This is a genomic window from Acinetobacter sp. UBA1297 (assembly GCF_002307755.1).
Lineage (GTDB): Bacteria > Pseudomonadota > Gammaproteobacteria > Pseudomonadales > Moraxellaceae > Acinetobacter > Acinetobacter radioresistens.
Window position 1 is genome coordinate 252,570 of record NZ_DBUF01000026.1, and the last position, 15,703, is coordinate 268,272.

Consider the following 15,703-nt stretch of genomic DNA (forward strand, 5'->3'; position numbering starts at 1 on the left):
ACCATATTTTTTCAGGTACTAGCTCTCTTTTTTTACTATTTCAGCCTACTTAGCACGTATCTTAAAAAGCCAAATTTTAGTGCTGTATTTTTCTCACGATAAATTACAACTTAAGTCTAATACCTCAACCAGACTCCATAGTAAATTGAATCTAGCTTAAAGTTATAACAATAACCAATTGAAAAACTGGAGTTATATATGACGATCGGTATTTTTCATTCTTTGATGAGTGGTATTAAAAATCGTCCGCAATTTTTTCTGGCTTTTCTGACAGCAGCAGTATTAAGTATGCTGTTATTCTGGTTAACGTTCTGGTCTTGGTCGACCAATTTATTGATTGGCTGGAATACAGCAATATGGTTATTTCTGGCTAATCTGGCTTATCGCATGTGGCAGGCAGATCATAGCGACATGCAAGAACAGGCAAAACGCCAAGATGAGAGTAAATGGATTATTCTGCTTTTAGTCATCATGGCTTTAATCATGTGTATGGTCGCCATCGGAGCCCAACTTTCAGACTTGCCTAAAACAGGCTGGCTCAAATTTGGTCATCTTTTACTGGCATTTCTAACGATCATGTCATCCTGGTTATTAATGCATAGTGTATTTGCCCTGCACTATGCCCATGACTTTTATCTTGCCCGCTCCAGGGGCCAGAATGATGGCTTGAATTTTCCGGAAACTGAACGTCCGACCTATCCCGACTTTATTCACTTTAGCTATATTATGGGTACGGCCGCCCAGACAGCTGACATTGAAATCACCAATCGGCGCATGCGCATGTTAAATACCTTACATGCCTTGCTGTCATTCGGTTTTAATACCGTGATTCTAGCTATTTGTATCAACGTTGCTTCAGGCTTACTTGGCGGTTCTTAAATAATTTATCTTATAAAAAGGATGGCTAAAGCCATCCTTTTCAAGTGAAACACTATACCGGTTAAACACCGTGTGCCGTGAGATAGTTTTTAACAACGGTATTAAACTCATCAGCTTTTTCAACCTGTGACCAGTGACCGCACTGGCTAAAAATATGTGCGTCCGCATTTGGTACTACATTCAGGATATCCCAAGTCCGTGATACTGGAATCACCACATCTTGCGTCCCGTGAATCAGCAGTACAGGAACTGTAATATTTTTCATTTTCTCGAAATCAAGCGGGAATTCGAAACGGTCACGATCACGTGCGCCCACAACATCCATTAGACGGTCGGATGCATAATCATTTTTTGCAGACGCAAAACGTACCTTAACCAGCTCATCGGTAATCAGGTCTTTGTTGACTACAAACATTGATAGGGTTTTCTTGATTCCGTCTTCGGTCAGCACTGGATTGGCATGCGCTTTAAGTGCTGCTGTCTGTTTTGCACCGCCTGTGCCCATTGATATGATTCCAAGCACACGTTCCGGATAGTCGAGCGCCAGCTGGAATGCCAGCCAGCCACCAAGTGAATTACCTACCAGCCAAGTTTTTTCAATGCCCAGTGCATCTAGAGTACGGATAGCATGGTCCACCCAGGCACGAATACCATATGGAGTGCCCGGTGCCACTACAGTCTGTCCATAACCAATCGTATCAATTGCTATACAACGCGCCTGCTCGCCAAGCTGGGGCAGGTTTAACCACCAGTTTGCAGCAGCAGAGACACCAGTTCCCGAACCATGTAAAAACAGAATAGGTGTTCCCTCACCCACCTCATGATAATGGGTCAGCTCACCTTCAGCCGTCTCAATCCACTTATCTTCCAAACCAAAAAATGGGTCCGTTTTATAATCAGGGATTTGTACAGTGCTCATACTTACTCCTCGTACAGCCTTAACCTGTTTTTGCTTCATTCATAAAACAGGTCAAAAGATTCAATTTGATGTTTTTACCTATTCATATTACATGTTCGGCAAAGTCCGACTGATACTTAATAACGATGACAAATAATAAAAAAACGATAATTTAAACTTTTGTTTTTTATAAAATTAATTTAATTATTTATTTAAATATTCTGTATTTTCATTATAGCGTAAACAAAAAGAGGATGGCCTGTTTCAAGTCATCCTCTAGCAAGTCTCTGTGGCTAAAACTTATAAGTATAGGTTGTCGCTATACGATGTTCTTCCAGATCCATAAATCCTGGAATCTGCTCATAGTTCACATCAATATACATCCATTGCAGTCCTAAGCCCTTCAGCCTGCCTTCCGGTACTGTATAACCTATGATGAGATTATTCTCATCTTCTTTACCCCGGGTCCCGTTACCATTATCTACATTCCAGCCTTCATAGTGGCGAACTGTTGCAGTTAATCCGGGTACACCAGCTTCTTTGAAATCATAGCTGTATCCTAGACTCCATGATTTTTCATCTTTACGGATAAAACTCGCCACTGACCAGTTGGCCAAGTAGGGTTGTGGGACCCAACCCGACAAGGTTGGAAAAAATGGAGCATGACTACCATGCTCACCAAACATTTGCTGATAACCGGCATCTAATGTATGCGAACCATGAGTCCAGGCAGCTTTTAATGACAGAGCCTGACTATCAATCTGGCCATATAGTGCTTCTCCTGATTCCTGATTGTCAAAATAGCGGACATGGGTCGCCAGCTGGTTGTGCTGGTCTAGTTTTTTGTTATACATGACGCCAATATAATGCTGACGATAGATTTCAGTGACGTCTCCGTAGAAATAACTGAGCCCAAGCTCGGGGCTAAGCTGGTAATCCACCCCAGCTACGATCATGCCATGACTGTCCCCCGCTTTGATCTGGTTTTTTTCTGTATTCAGTTCATTTGGCCACAATTTAAAATCATGCAACTGATTTTCATATCGTGCATTAATACCATCCAGATAACCTAATGTTATCTTGGTTTTATCAAGATCTTTAGATTCAAGCCATATGCCCTGGTAAGTGGTCAACAGTTGCCGTGAAGGGTCAAAGTAGACTACTGGCGTCATGGGCAGGATCTCTCCGATCCGCAATTCGGTGCTACTAACTTTGGCTTTAAGAGTGATACCTAGCTTAAAATTATCGCGGGCCTGCTTTTTGCTAGCATAATCATAAGGCATGATATAATCATTATCTCCACGGTCATTACTCAGACGCAATGCATATTGCGCCAGCAGGTCTATGCCGACCTGAGCTTTCCCTAACTCCAAATAACCTGATTTTGCGTCCAGCGTGATTCCCTGTGACCAGCTGCCAAAATCTTGTGGCTTGTTCAGATCAGGCTGGCTAATCTGGCGATCCAGATAAAAATTACGCAGCTTTAGCTGAACTTGACTGTTATCAGTAAAATCTGCATGAGTAATAGAAGTTCCTGAGGTTGTTACCGCAGCAAAAAGTGCTATCCATAAGTTGTGGGAATGCATGGCTCAAATCCATTGATCAAGTAAAGCAATGGCGCCATCATGCTGAACAATAATCTGATAAAAAATCAGACTACAGTATGAAGATTCTGATTAAAAAGTATTTTTTAGACAGAGTATAATGATCTTTTATTATTATTTAAGAGCTTTTAGCAATAAGCCATTTTTCTGGATAAATATTAAGATATGATTTAAAACCTGACTAACTGGCATATTGCCCAGAAGAATCAGATATTTTTCTCAAATTATAATTTTTATAAGTGTTTTTAAGTTTAAGTATTTTATTCAGATTTAATATGTCTAAATTATACTTATAAGAAATAACTTTAATCTGAACGATATTTTCTATATTTCAGTTCCCAGATTTTGTATAGACCCGTTAGCTTTAAGTCAAAAAGGCTGAGTTTTAATGAGCTTAAACTGGCCGTTCTGTTCTATAAAGTATTTGGTAGAGCAGCCTTCCTCATTATCATAACCGCCAGAAGTAATAAAGAGACGGCTATTCGCCCGGTAGTAAATTTCATAATCGGTAAAGCTCGCCTCTTTATAACATGCGGTCAATGCACCAGAAGGTAAAAACTGAGTAGCACCATTTCTCACATTAAATGCAATTCCAATAATACAGCTGGTCCCGCAGCCAAAAAAGTCAATAACATAATGTCCGGCAAAATTTGGCTTTTCATTTTTCAGATAGCCAAAACGGGTTCTATAATTTTTTGTATTTTCATTCAGTTGCATCGCCGCATTTTTACCCTTAAACACTGGAGCAGGATAATCAGAGAACTGCGGGACTTTTGCGAAAATAATACTGGAATTTAGCAGCAGAAATATAATCAGAAGTTTCTTCATACTTGTTTTGGTTTTATTGAATATATTGAAGCAGTGTATATGAAATTGCTTTAAATAAAAAAGCGTCCGAACTGGACGCTTTTTAAACTGTTTTTTTAAAGCTTAAGCACTTGCTGTTTTGGCTTTTGACATGGTGAGTGCCAAGTCTTCAATCATATCCTCCTGACCGCCTACGGTACCACGGCGACCAAGTTCCATCAGGATTTCACGCGCAGAAACACCATACTTCGCTTCAGCACGTTTAGCGAACAACAGGAATGAAGAGTAAACACCAGCATAACCTAAAGTTGCCGCATCACGGTCGGCTCGGATCGGGTTGTGCATCATTGGGATCACTAAATCTTCGGCCACATCCTGTACTTTGAACAGGTCAACACCAGTGTCCATACCCATACGGTTTGCAACAGCAATAAATAGCTCAAGTGGTGTATTACCTGCACCCGCACCTAGACCTGCAGATGCCAAGTCTACACGAACAGCACCTGCTTCAACCGCAGCCACAGTATTGGCAACCCCCATACCCAAGTTATGGTGACCATGAAAACCGAGTTCGATGCCTGAATCAAGTGCATCACGCAAACATGCTACACGGTCAGTGACATCTTGCGGCAGCATATAGCCCGCAGAGTCCGTTACATAGATACAGTTTGCACCATAAGACACCATTTTCTTTGCTTCTTCAAGCAGTTGTGCTGGAGTTGCCATGTGCGCAAGCATTAGGAAACCGACAGTATCCATCTCTAGCTTACGTGCAGCTGTAATGTGCTGTTCAGAACAGTCGGCTTCAGTACAGTGAGTCGCCACACGAATGGTAGATACACCAATTTCATGTGCCATTTTTAAATGGTCAACCGTACCAATACCAGGAAGCAGTAATGCAGAAATTTTTGCATTTTTCATCCGTGGCACAACTGCAGACAAGTATTCTTCATCCGTTGCGGCAGCAAAACCATAGTTCACTGATGAACCACCCAAGCCGTCACCATGAGTCACTTCAATTAAAGGTACGCCAGCATCATCCAGTGCTGTTGAAATCGCAATCATTTGTTCAACAGTAGTCTGATGGCGCTGCGGATGCATACCATCACGTAAAGTCATATCATGAACAATAATCTTAGACATTTTGGTATTCCTTTAAGCTTCAACAGTCTTAAACACGTGTTCTGCAAACATTTCTGCTGTACGTGCAGCTGCTGCAGTCATAATATCCAGGTTGCCTGCATATTTCGGCAGGAAGTCACCCAAACCTTCTACTTCTAAGTAAATTGATACACGGTTACCATCAAATACCGGACCATTTACCAGTTTATAACCGGGTACGTATTTCTGAACTTCCTTGATCATCGCATGCACTGACTCAGTGATTGCAGCCTGATCCGGCTCGCCTTCAACCAGACAATGAACTGTGTCACGCATCATTAGAGGTGGCTCGGCCGGATTAATAATAATGATGGCTTTACCCTGTTTTGCACCGCCGACCTTCTCGATTGCACCCGCAGTGGTCCGTGTAAACTCATCAATGTTCTTACGCGTACCCGGACCAACTGATTTGGTCGACACAGTCGCAATGATTTCACCGTATTCAACAGGCTGAACGCGTGATACTGCCGCCACCATCGGAATCGTTGCCTGACCGCCGCATGTCACCATATTAACATTTGGCACCTCACCTGCAGCCAGTAATGCCTCAAGGTTGACCGGTGGTACACAGAACGGACCAATTGCAGCCGGAGTCAAGTCGATCATTAGTACGCCAAGTTCATTTAGCTTGCAGCTGTTTTCAGCATGGACATAAGCAGAAGTGGCATCAAATGCAATTTTGATGTCATCTTCGATCACGTGAGGAAGCAGCCCATCGACACCTTCAGCCGTGGTTTTTAGACCCATTTTCGCTGCACGTGCCAGACCTTCAGAGGTTGGGTCGATTCCCACCATCCAGACTGGCTCTAACCATTCGCTGCGTTGCAGTTTATAAAGCAAATCAGTACCAATATTCCCAGGACCAATCATTGCACATTTAATCTTTTTCATGAATGTACTCTCTCAAAATCTAGCTTATTCAGCAGCGAACGCGGCTGTAACAGAGCCGAAACCTTCAATTTCAACCTTGAATTCATCACCTGGGTGAGCTACCACCATCGGGCCTAAAGCACCTGTTAAAATAATGTCACCTTTTAACAATGGTCGACCACGGCGCACCATCTCGTCTGCCAGCCATACTGCGGCATTTAAAGGATTAGCCAGGCAGGCTTTACCAATGCCTTGAGACACCACTTCTTCACCGCGTGTCATCACCATCTTGCAGTTCACCAGATCAAGATTTTCTAATTTAACTGGCTGAGAACCCAGTACAAATGCAGCAGAAGAGGCGTTATCTGCCACGGTATCAATCAGGCTGATTTTCCAGTTTTCGATACGGCTATCGACCACTTCAATCGCGGGCAATGCATAATCAGTTGCACTGATGATGTCTGCATAGGTATGTTTTTCTTTGGTTAAGTCTTCTTTAATTACCAATGCAATTTCTGCTTCTACTTTTGGCTGAATTAGTTTGCCGGCAGGAATCAGTTCAGCATCGCCATACGCCATATCGGCAAATAGCATCCCGAAATCTGGCTGATCAACTCCAAGCTGAGCCTGCACAACCTTAGAGGTCAGGCCAATCTTGCGACCGACCAGACGGCGCCCTTGGACAAGTGCCCGTTCAGTATTTACATCCTGTACCGCATATGCGATATCAACATCAGCATTTTCACCACCCAGTTCCGGACGGATCGGGGCAATAGCCTGGACAGTAGTTTCAGCCTGATAAAGTGCTAAAGCCACTGATTCAACGACAGCAGAATTTGACATCAAAGTTCCCTTAACTGCAAAGATTGTTCAAATACCGTTTCAGATGGAAGCTCGTCTGTGCATCAAGGAAAAATAAATCTGAAGAAAACAGATCAGTCAGCACAGTGGCTGGATAGGACCATTCCAGAAAGCAGGTATATATAGACAGTTTAAGAATGGGAAAAAGCAGCAATGAATGCCAATACTTATTTTATTTATTGCTATAGTTAAAGACTATTATTGCTTTTAAAAAAATGTGTATGTGAATAAACATAAAAAATATTATAGGAATGAGGAAAATGCCTGGTCAGGTGCTATGTAGTGTCTGACTAAATGACCAGGTGCTTATGTGTAATTAAACCGAAATACATTGGGCTCGATAGCCAAACTATATCTGTTAAAAGCAATCGAGACTTTCATGCTGCCGGTCTAGGTTTCCAGCTCCATGACAGGTTCTGCTTGCTGATCAGCTATATACTGCTGCAAGAAACGGTTTAGAGCACTCACATCATCTGCGATAAATAAAGGATCAAACTGTGCGAGGATTGCCTTGCTATGTACTCCATAACCTACTCCGACCCGTGGCATGGCTATATTTTTAGCCATTTCCAGATCATAAGAGGTGTCTCCCACCATAATGGCCTGTTCGGCATCAACACCGGTATATTCCAGTATTTCTGCCAACATTAAGGGGTCAGGCTTAGAACGCGTTTCACTCGCCGCCCGGGTTATATCAAACAGTTCCTGACTCATGGTCTGAGCTAAAACCCGATCAAGCCCTTTACGGCTTTTACCAGTCGCAACCGCAAGTTTAATATTCTGCTGTTTCAGGCCGTCCAGCATCTCAGCTACACCCTCAAACCAGGCATCTGTCTTGGAATGGGCCACGTAGTGCTCAGAGTAGCACTGTAAAATATCATGATGTAATTCTGGAACTGCAGGGAAAAGGCACTGCGCCACTTCAGGCAGACCCAGTCCGATTATACTTTTAGCAGCCTCGTCGGTTAAAGGTTGTTGGTACTGACGTGCAGCAAATTGTAAACTTGCTACAATCTGTCCGACTGAATCAAACAAAGTACCATCCCAGTCAAAAATGATGAGTTCTACAGGTTTTTTCATATTATTCTCTAGATTCCAAAACAGTTATCCGGTACAGGTAAAGTGTGCCCGCAAGATCTTATAATAATCCCGCCTGGAAGGAGACCAACTCCCTCCATCATTCAGTTCAAGGGCTTTAGGCTATCAGAAAAATATTTCCTCAATCCTTCTTCTGCGCCCGAAGCTGTGCAACCAGACTTTGCATATCCTCCGGCAAAGGTGCTTCAATAGTCGGATAGCCAGGAATTTCCAGACGCATGGCATGCAGGCAGAGCCGACGTGGTTTTGGTCCTTTATATTCTGTTTCATGCCCGTATTTATCATCACCTACCAATGGATGCCCAATACTCAAGCCATGCACACGAATCTGATGAGTACGACCCGATAGCGGAGATGCATAAACCAGTGTCGCGTGCATAAAGCGTTCTGCTACGTTCCATTGAGTTTTAGAATCTTTCCCTTCTTTAGAAACCCGTACACGCCGTTCGCCATTGGCCAGTTCGTAACGGTATAGAGGAGCATCAATGAGCTGTTGATCCAGACTGACCTGCCCTTTCACAATTGCCGCATAAGTTTTTTTAATCTTATGTTCCCGTAACAGGTCCTGCAGGGTTTTTAACACACTACGTTTTTTTGAAATCATGACCAGGCCTGAGGTATCGCGGTCAATCCGGTGAACCAGCTCCAGGTACTTTTTACCCGTCGCTGCACGCAAACCCTCGATCAGGCCATACGCCACACCGCTACCACCATGTACTGCTATACCTGAAGGTTTATTGACCACCATCAGGCCTTCATCTTCATAAATTACACGGCTTAGCAGACCTTGAGCGACTTTGTCAGAAACAGGTACCGGTGTTTCATCTTTGGGCTCAAAACGGATAGGAGCGACACGAACCTGATCACCAATTGCAAGCTTACTTTCTGCTTTAATGCGCTTTTTATTGACCCGCACCTGGCCTTCACGAATGAGCCGATAAATGCGGCTTTTGGGTACGCCTTTAAGCCGGCTAAACAGAAAATTGTCAATCCGCTGACCTGCTTGATGCTCATCCACTTCAAACCATGTGACACTTTGCCATTGTTGTGTAGAATTCATACAGTTACCAAGACTCGAAATTTGTTGAATTTGAATAAAAAATGATCATTCAGGCTAGTGGTTTCACAAGAAACATAAGCTTAGCCCATAGGCAGATGATGCAAGGTTTGATATAGTCAGCGCACGGATACCGCCGTAAGTGATCGAAATGAGGTTATCTTCAATATTTTTGAATAATAACCAGAATTTGCATTTCACCCCAAGCTCGGAAAGGTCCTAAAAGAATATGCCGACGCCGAAGGCTTATTATATCGGTAAATTGACAAACTGTTGCGTTAAATTGTGCCTGTGCACATAAATCAGTTTGTCTAAAAAAAATATGTCGCCAGCACAAGTTGGCTTTTAAACGTAAACTGATACACATCAGACAAGTCGCCTCCTGATGTCGTCTTCAGGCTAAAGCGTGATGCATTGGATCTGCACATAACGCACCGATACGATGATTATTCCGTATCAAGATTCTTAAAAAGAAGGGATCTTCAAGCTTTGTGACAGTGAAAGTTATCATCCAATGCACCGCCTGTCCGCCAGTGAAACGCACAGGAAACTTTGATCGTTTAAAAGATTAAAGCAGTATTGCCAACATCAATACGCGAATCAGACCGCAGCCCTATGCAGGCCGGTAAAAAAAGCTCAGACCACAATCTGTTTTTTGAGATCTGAGCATTGATCCCGTCATGTTCGATGTTCGCAGAAACGGTATTGCGACAAGTTGGTGTGGATCACTATTAGGTGTTACACCCATGAAACGTATGTTGATCAATGCAACACATGCTGAAGAAGTACGCGTTGCACTTGTCACTGGTCACCGTCTATACGATTTTGATCTCGAAAATCGTACCCGTGAACAAAAGAAATCTAATATCTATAAAGGTCATGTGACCCGTGTAGAACCTTCTCTTGAAGCTGTCTTTGTTGAATATGGAGCAAATCGTCAAGGTTTCTTGTCGATGCGTGAAATTGCAAATTCCTATTTCAAGGCTGACTCGCGCCAGACTTCAAACATCCGTGAACTAATTACTGAAGGGACCGAGCTTCTGGTCCAGGTGGAAAAGGAAGAACGCGGCAATAAAGGCGCGGCACTGTCTACCTTTATCTCTCTTGCTGGCCGTTATCTGGTTCTGATGCCGAATAATCCGAAAGGTGGTGGTATCAGTCGTCAAATTTCAGGTGCAGTCCGTGAAGAACTCAAGGAAATGCTGGCTTCTTTAGATGTACCCCGCGGCATGAGCGTAATTGTCCGTACGGCAGGTATTGGTCGCAGCCAGGAAGAGCTGCAAACCGATTTACAGCATTTGCTTGACCTGTGGACCCAGATTCAGAGTACGGCTAATTCAGGCCCTTCTCCAATGCTGGTACATCAGGAAGCTGGTGTAGTAACACGCGCAATCCGTGATTATCTGCGTGATGATGTGTCCGAGATCCTGATTGATTCAGAACAGGCTTACAATGAAGCTTATAACTTTGTCAAAGCAGTCATGCCACGTCAGCTGGACAAGTTAAAAACTTATACTTTAAATGAGCCTCTGTTTGCACATTTCGGTATTGAGAGCCAGATCCAGACCGCTTATGAACGTGAAGTAAAACTGCCTTCAGGTGGATCAATTGTAATTGACCAGACTGAAGCGCTGGTTTCAATTGACATCAACTCGGCAAAATCAACGCGTGGTCATGATGTAGAAGAAACAGCACTTTCGACCAACCTTGAAGCGGCTGAAGAAATTGCCCGTCAATTACGCCTTCGCGATATTGGTGGTCTGATCGTGATCGATTTTATTGACATGACTCGTGACCGTAACCAGCGCATGGTTGAAGCCAAGTTACGTGAAGCTACCCAGAGTGACCGCGCCCGCATCCAGTTTGGCCAGCTCTCACGTTTTGGTCTTATGGAAATGAGCCGTCAGCGTCTGCGCCCTTCTCTAGAAGAAGCGACTGGCTATGTCTGCCCGCGCTGTCATGGTACAGGTATGGTACGTGACTTGCGTTCACTGTCGCTGTCTATCATGCGTAAAGTTGAAGAGATTGCGCTACATGAACGTCAAGGTGAAGTTCAGGTTGAAGTGCCAGTAGAAATCGCGGCCTTCATGCTCAATGAAAAACGTCATAGCCTGGTTTATCTGGAACAAACTTCAAATACACGTGTCACTGTACTTCCACATCCACACCTGGAAACTCCACATTACGAAATTTCATATAACCCTGAAGGTTTTGCACCGACCAGCTATGAACGTACTGAAGCTACGCGTTCGAGTGAAAAAAACCTAGGTTATGAATCTGCCGACTGGCATCTAGAAGAAGCTGAACAGGTTGGACAGAGCACGGCTGCCCCAGCTGACAAGCCAGGTAAACCACAAAACCGTAAAGCACAGCCTCAGGCTGCTGCCCCGCAACAACCTGCTCAAGTGCCTGCCGCAAAAACTGCAACTAGCAGTCCATGTGCGTGGCTGGAAAACCTGTTTGTACAAAAACAGGCACACACGGTAGATCATTCGCGTACAGCCAACAATGCCGCTGCTGCAATTGAACAGATGGTGAATACAGGTGCAGTTAGCCGGGGCCAGTTTGGCCAGATCAATAATACTGCTGTAGCAGTACAACCAGAAACGGTAGTTGCGCCAGTTGCTGCCAATAATGTTTATCTGTCACAACCGGCAGGTAATAGCGCTGCAAAAACTGATGCACAACCACTCGAAAGAGAAGAAAAAGCTTCAGGCCAGCAGCGTCATAACAAAAAACGTAATGGTCGCGATCGCGATAATCGTGACAGAAACCGTGAACCACGTGAGCAGCAATCTGAAACTTCAACTCAGGTTCATGAGGAAGTAGTTCAGTTATCACGTCAGGAACAGCGTGATCAGAAACGTCAACAGCAGAAACGTCAACCTCAGCAGGAACATCAGGTAGAAAGCCAGCAGTCTGAGCAGTCATACCCTGTACCACGCCGCGACCGCAATCAGCAACGCCCACCACGCCCGAACCGTTATCGTGATCCAAGCGTGCTGAATGAGCAGCCTGTGGCAGCTGCCGCGCCTGCTGCAGTGACAGATAGCAACCAGGTAAAAGTTGATGTCATTGAAACCCCAAACAATGAAGCTCTTGCTACTGCACTGGTAATCAATATTGATCAGGGTCAAAGTGAAATCGTAACGCTAAATTCTGCAGATACAGCGTCAACTGTAAATGCAGAAGAGGCACCGGTTGAAGTAAAACCTGAGCCAGCTGCTCCAGCCAAGAAAGAAGCTGTAAATGCTCAACCAGCCCCGGCTGAAGCAAAAGCGAAAGCCAAAGTTGAAGAGCAACCACGCCGTGCCAGTAATGATCCGCGTATGCGTCGCAAGCAAGGTGGCTCACAGCAGAAACCACAGCAGGAAGTGCTACCAAAGCTTAGCCCTTCCCAAGTGCCACTCTTGGCGCAGTACACTGTAGGTAGTCTGATCCGTCATGTTTATGGTGAAGACTGTACGGTACTGATTGAACAGTTCGGACTGGTGCCAACATTCAATCGTGCTTTGCTGAAATTTACTGAACAGTACATCAGTACCCTTTCAGTAACCACTACAACAGAGCGCACTGAACCTGTAGAAAAAACGCCTGTTACCCGTGATGCTGCCGCGCCTATGGCTAAACCGGCTCAGGAACAGGAACCAGCGCCAGTTTTACCACTGACGCCTTCCCAGAATGCGACACCGCGTGTAGCAAACGATCCGCGTGAACGTCGTCGTCTGGCTAAACTTGCTGCAGAGCAGGCATTAGAGCAGAGTAAAGCTTCAGCATCATCTCAGGCAGAAGAGCAGCCTGCAACTGTACAGCCTGAAAATCCTGTAGCGGAAAATCCTGCTGAGCATGTAAATTTAGAAATAAATACTCAAGCAGATACAACTTCAGTCGGTACTGAGCAGGACGCAGCAGATGCAGCATCTCACCATGCCAAAGTGGTAGCTGAGACTCAGGCGCAGGATCCGGCAATTCAGACTGCTGCAGCTATGTCTGAAGCAACTGCTGCTGCCTCGCCAAGTGCAATTGTTGAAGAAGCACAGGCTCAGCAAGCGGCCGAACCAGCTGCGCCAGCAGAAAAGAAAGCACCTAAACCGAGCAAAGTAGAAAAGTCTCAGCCGGCTGATCAGCAACCGGCACAAGCTTCAGTAGAAGAAACTGCCGAAGACAATAAGACGACTACTGCCGATAAGGATAAACCGGCCCGTCCGCGTCGCCCACGTGGCCGTCCACCGAAAAAGGCCACACCTACAGCCGAGTAAATTTGCACAATTACTCGTAATAAAAAAAACCTAGTCATTTCGGTGGCTAGGTTTTTTTTGATAATTTTGTTGAATTAGGTTGAATGCACTAGACTGAACAGATTAAAAAACACTTGTATAGCTGCATGGGAAGCTTAAAGCTGTGTTTAAGTTCAGCTGAACCCTAGTCGACCCAGACCTTACCGGGACTAATCAAAAAATAATATAGGATTGTTATGAGTCAAACCCAACAGAGCGACCTCATCAGTATTACCGATGTCGCTGCGAAATTACCCCAGTTTATAGCGAAAGTACCTCATCTTCTGACTGGTCTGAAACAGGCTTATATCCGTACACCTGACACCCCTGCGGGGCTAGGGCTAGCTTTTGAAAAAGCGGTAAAACGTAACCCGCGTGGTTATGCTCTCTTGTTTGAAGATCAAAAATATACTTATCTGGCCTTGAATGAATGGGCCAACCAGATCGCACACTATTATCTCTCGATAGGTGCGCGCAAAGGTGACGTGATTGCTGTCATGGTGGAGAACCGCTCTGAACTGGTCGCAACTGTACTGGGACTGGCCAAAATCGGAGTAACGATTGCTCTGGTCAATACTTCACAAACAGGGAAAGTGCTAACTCATAGCATTAATCTGGTTAAACCGATTGCATTGATTGTTGGTGAGGAAGTTCGCAGTGCAATTGATGACATTCGTCAAGATATTCTCTTACCAGAAGACCGGTTTTACTGGTTTGCCAATCAGGCAACACGTGCAGATGTTGGTAAAGCACCAAAGCATTATCAAAATCTGGCAGAAAAAATTGAGAATTTTCCGAAATTCAATGTAGCCACTACCCAATCCGTACAGGGTAAAGATGGTCTATTCTATATTTATACCTCTGGTACAACCGGCCTGCCAAAAGCTGTGATTTTCACCAACAGCCGCTGGACTCTGGCTTATGGCACTTATGGTCATGTACTTGATCTCAAACCGAATGATGTCATGTACGTAACCTTACCGCTCTATCATGCGACTGGCATTGTTGTATGCTGGTGTGGTGTGATTGCGGGCTCAGCCACTCTGGCCCTACGGCGCAAATATTCAACTTCAAGCTTCTGGAAAGATGTGCATAAATATAATGCCTCTGCCATTGGCTATGTAGGCGAATTATGCCGTTATCTGATGGATGCAGAATCCACTGAACTGGAAACAGGCCACCGGGTTAAAAAAATGATTGGTAACGGCATGCGTCCAAATATTTGGGATAAATTTAAGCAACGTTTTGGCGTAAAGGAAATTCTGGAACTCTATGCTTCAAGCGAAGGAAATGTCGGCTTTAGTAATATTTTCAATTTCGACAATACAGTTGGATTTTCTCCAACTCCTTATGCAATCGTTGAATTTGATAAAGAAACGAATGAACCGGTACGTGATCAGCATGGCTGGTGCAAGAAAGTAAAAAAAGGAGAAGTAGGTTTACTTCTTGGAAAAATTACCCGTCGCTCCCCTTTCGATGGCTATACAGACCCTGAAAAAAACAAGTCAGTCATCTTAAAAAATGTCTTTAAACAGGGCGACCAATATTTTAATACTGGAGACCTGGTACGTCATATCGGCTTTCGCCATGCCCAGTTTGTAGACCGATTAGGGGATACATTCCGCTGGAAAGGTGAAAATGTTTCAACCACTGAAGTCGAGAATATCGTTTCAGAATATCCTAAAATTGCTGAAGCAGTCGTCTATGGGGTAGAAATTCCCCATACTAATGGTCGTGCGGGAATGGCAGCTATTACTTTGGCAGCTGGCGAAGCACTTGATGAGCATGATCTTACTGCAATGGTCGTTGAGTTTAAAAAACATCTTCCTGCTTACGCAGTTCCGGTATTTTTACGTGTACAGGAAAAAGTAGAAACTACCGGTACTTTTAAATACCAGAAAAACAAGTTGAAGGAAGAAGCGTTTCATCCCGATAAGACCACCGATCGTTTATTGGTTTTACTTCCAGGCAACTCTGGCTATAAAGATATTAGTATGGAGATTTACCAAAGTATTCAAGACTACCAGTATCGTTTCTAAATAGACTAAAAAGAGCGTATTCGTATAAAAATACAGCAGGCGACTTATTTCTAACCAACTAAAGCAATAAAATTTAATTTTTGCTTGTGCTGGAAAAATAAATTGCTACAATACGCTCCATCAAGAAAATACGGGTCGTTAGCTCAGTTGGT

General features: G+C 44.1%; 11 protein-coding genes. 3 read left to right on the top strand and 8 right to left on the bottom strand.

Translation table 11 applies throughout. From position 1 onward, the window contains the following. Positions 1-198 precede the first annotated feature (198 nt). Positions 199-879 (top strand): DUF1345 domain-containing protein, encoded by a 681-nt coding sequence (locus B3R63_RS11635; protein ID WP_286731258.1) that lies wholly within the window; start codon positions 199-201, stop codon positions 877-879. 61 nt (positions 880-940) lie between these two features. Here B3R63_RS11635 and B3R63_RS11640 read toward each other — a convergent pair whose 3' ends face one another. The 8 genes from B3R63_RS11640 to B3R63_RS11675 all read right to left on the bottom strand — a co-directional run bounded on the left by B3R63_RS11640 (position 941) and on the right by B3R63_RS11675 (position 9,238). Continuing rightward, positions 941-1,798: an alpha/beta fold hydrolase gene (locus tag B3R63_RS11640; RefSeq protein ID WP_151828701.1), complete on the bottom strand. Its 858-nt coding sequence runs from the start codon at positions 1,796-1,798 to the stop codon at positions 941-943. A 272-nt stretch (positions 1,799-2,070) separates the two neighbouring features. After that, a complete protein-coding gene (locus B3R63_RS11645; RefSeq protein ID WP_286731261.1) occupies positions 2,071-3,363 on the bottom strand; it encodes an OprD family outer membrane porin in 1,293 nt (430 codons plus the stop codon). A gap of 387 nt (positions 3,364-3,750) precedes the next feature. Further along, positions 3,751-4,209: a hypothetical protein gene (locus tag B3R63_RS11650; RefSeq protein WP_005023200.1), complete on the bottom strand. Its 459-nt coding sequence runs from the start codon at positions 4,207-4,209 to the stop codon at positions 3,751-3,753. 102 nt (positions 4,210-4,311) lie between these two features. Next, positions 4,312-5,331, bottom strand: a complete 1,020-nt coding sequence (gene dmpG / locus B3R63_RS11655) for a 4-hydroxy-2-oxovalerate aldolase (RefSeq protein ID WP_017400691.1) — start codon at positions 5,329-5,331, stop codon at positions 4,312-4,314. A 12-nt stretch (positions 5,332-5,343) separates the two neighbouring features. Further along, a complete protein-coding gene (locus B3R63_RS11660; RefSeq protein WP_286731264.1) occupies positions 5,344-6,240 on the bottom strand; it encodes an acetaldehyde dehydrogenase (acetylating) in 897 nt (298 codons plus the stop codon). 24 nt (positions 6,241-6,264) lie between these two features. Then, positions 6,265-7,062: a 2-keto-4-pentenoate hydratase gene (locus B3R63_RS11665; protein ID WP_005405857.1), complete on the bottom strand. Its 798-nt coding sequence runs from the start codon at positions 7,060-7,062 to the stop codon at positions 6,265-6,267. 408 nt (positions 7,063-7,470) lie between these two features. Next, positions 7,471-8,160, bottom strand: a complete 690-nt coding sequence (locus B3R63_RS11670; RefSeq protein WP_017400689.1) for an HAD-IA family hydrolase — start codon at positions 8,158-8,160, stop codon at positions 7,471-7,473. Positions 8,161-8,299: 139 nt separating this feature from the next. Continuing rightward, positions 8,300-9,238 carry an RluA family pseudouridine synthase gene (locus B3R63_RS11675; protein WP_005405747.1) on the bottom strand — a complete coding sequence of 313 codons (939 nt, stop codon included), beginning with the start codon at positions 9,236-9,238 and terminating at the stop codon, positions 8,300-8,302. Between the two features lie 743 nt (positions 9,239-9,981). Between B3R63_RS11675 and B3R63_RS11680 the strand changes: the two genes are divergently transcribed. Together B3R63_RS11680 and B3R63_RS11685 are read left to right on the top strand one after the other, a co-directional pair. After that, positions 9,982-13,494 carry an Rne/Rng family ribonuclease gene (locus B3R63_RS11680; protein ID WP_286731302.1) on the top strand — a complete coding sequence of 1,171 codons (3,513 nt, stop codon included), beginning with the start codon at positions 9,982-9,984 and terminating at the stop codon, positions 13,492-13,494. Positions 13,495-13,709: 215 nt separating this feature from the next. Then, on the top strand, positions 13,710-15,551 hold the full coding sequence (locus B3R63_RS11685; RefSeq protein WP_005016836.1) for a long-chain-acyl-CoA synthetase: 1,842 nt from the start codon (positions 13,710-13,712) through the stop codon (positions 15,549-15,551). Positions 15,552-15,703 lie beyond the last annotated feature (152 nt).